Source organism: Noviherbaspirillum malthae, assembly GCF_015352985.1.
Lineage (GTDB): Bacteria > Pseudomonadota > Gammaproteobacteria > Burkholderiales > Burkholderiaceae_D > Noviherbaspirillum > Noviherbaspirillum malthae.
The window spans coordinates 1-1,633 of sequence record NZ_JACYXF010000171.1 but is presented as its reverse complement, the minus strand read 5'-3'; the positions used below and the strand labels follow the sequence as shown (position 1 = coordinate 1,633).

Below are 1,633 nucleotides of genomic sequence, written 5' to 3'. Positions count from 1 at the left end.
CCGGTGCCGACGGGCGCCACAGTAGGTCGGATAGATAACTGCAGTCGATTCTCACTTCAACATCAAAACGGCAGGTCTTGCAAAACGGAGGGAGTTCATAAATAGTTTGTTAAAGGCGGAGATAGAGGTTAATGCCGCACCCGGCCAGCAGGAATTCGTGTAGACCGTCGAGCTCGACCGGCGGGGGCTTGACGAAGCAGGTTGGCCACAAGCGCTCCAGCCAGAGCACTGGTGCCAGCCACGCTCTTACCGCCCGCAGCAGGCATGGCCAGCGACATCGCATCTGCTTGCTTGATCGTCGGATTTTTTTTTCGCAGACGCGTCGACTCGACCACTTCGTACAGATGCACTTCGCGTGCCTCGTGCCACCAGCAAAACGCAAATGCACAACACACCAGTGTCCAGTGGCGACGGATGGCACAGTCACTACGCACCATGAAGTCAGCCCAGCCCAACTCATTCTTCATTTGCCGGTAACTCTGCTCAATCCAATGACGCAATCCATACAGGCGTACCACCTCGGCCAAGTCAGCTACATGGGACGGCAGATTGGTCGTCAAGTACCACGTCGACAAGGCTGGACGGGTCCGCCTGTCAGTGGTGGCGCAGATGGCTCGTTCCGCGTGGAAGGGGCCATAGCCCATGAATTCCAATTCAGCGGCCCACCATTGCTCGGTGTGGCCATCTCTAAAGTGGCGCGTGACTTGGTGCCAATCTCGCAGGCGCAAGTCGTCTAACGCTTCGTCGAACGAATGCGCTTCGTCGGCAAGTGCCCATCCTTGCCCGCGCGTGCGACGATGCGAGAGCACAAAGGGCAGCTGATGTTGCAGCAAGCCGGCGACCAACCCGCTATGATCGCCATAGAAGCAGTCGGCCACTATAGCCTTGAAGGCAATGCCGGCTTCCACCGCCTTGTTCACCAATGCCAGCGCAATCTGCGGTTTGCTATGGAAACCTGGGTCCTGCTTGCCGCCTTCCAAGCGGCTTTCCGGGGTGTACGGCGCCACGTGCAATGGATAGTAGCGCTGCGCATTGGCCCACAACGTGGTGACGGCGACGATGCCGTTGTCGATTTTACCTACTGAGCCAAGGTACTGGCGCGCCACATGGTCGGTGGCGTTGCCATCCTTGCGATCGCCGGTATCGTCGATGACCAGCACACCATCGCAATCGCTAGCTGTCAGTGGCTCTTGTTGCAGCAGTTGCACCGTTCGGGCAGCAATGGCATCGGCATTCCAGTTGGATTCGGACAGAAAGAATTGAAGTTGCTGGACCGGGGCCGCCTGCGCCTGGTGCAGCGGTTCAGCGCCGGCCAGCGCTGTGAGGGTTTTATTGCGGTCACGTGGTGCCAGCAATCCAGCAAGGTAGGTGCGGAAATTGTGCCGTTGCGCCAGTGAATGGAATAGCGCATCAAAGTGCACGGCAAAGTCTTCCAGCGGACCTGGTGCCGCAGGACAAGGTCGACGGGCAGTCATGGCAGCATACCTCCTACTATCAGGATAGCCCCTTATCAGCTGCTTTCAACAAACTATCTATGGACTCCCTCCGTTTTGCAAGACCTGCCGTTTTGATGTTGAAGTGAGAATCGACTGCAGTTATCTATCCGACCTACTGTGGCGCCCGTCGGCACCGG

Annotated in this window: 1 protein-coding gene; it reads right to left on the bottom strand. The window is 57.7% G+C overall.

What is annotated here, in order from left to right; all coding sequences use genetic code 11:
* Positions 1-128: 128 nt before the first annotated feature.
* On the bottom strand, positions 129-1,475 hold the full coding sequence (locus IGW03_RS38635; protein WP_228536356.1) for an IS701 family transposase: 1,347 nt from the start codon (positions 1,473-1,475) through the stop codon (positions 129-131).
* Between the last annotated feature and the right edge of the window lie 158 nt (positions 1,476-1,633).

Excerpts from the sequence above, each read along its gene's own strand:
- IGW03_RS38635 (WP_228536356.1), bottom strand. The coding sequence starts at position 1,475 with ATGACTGCCCGTCGACCTTGTCCTGCGGCACCAGGTCCGCTGGAAGAC.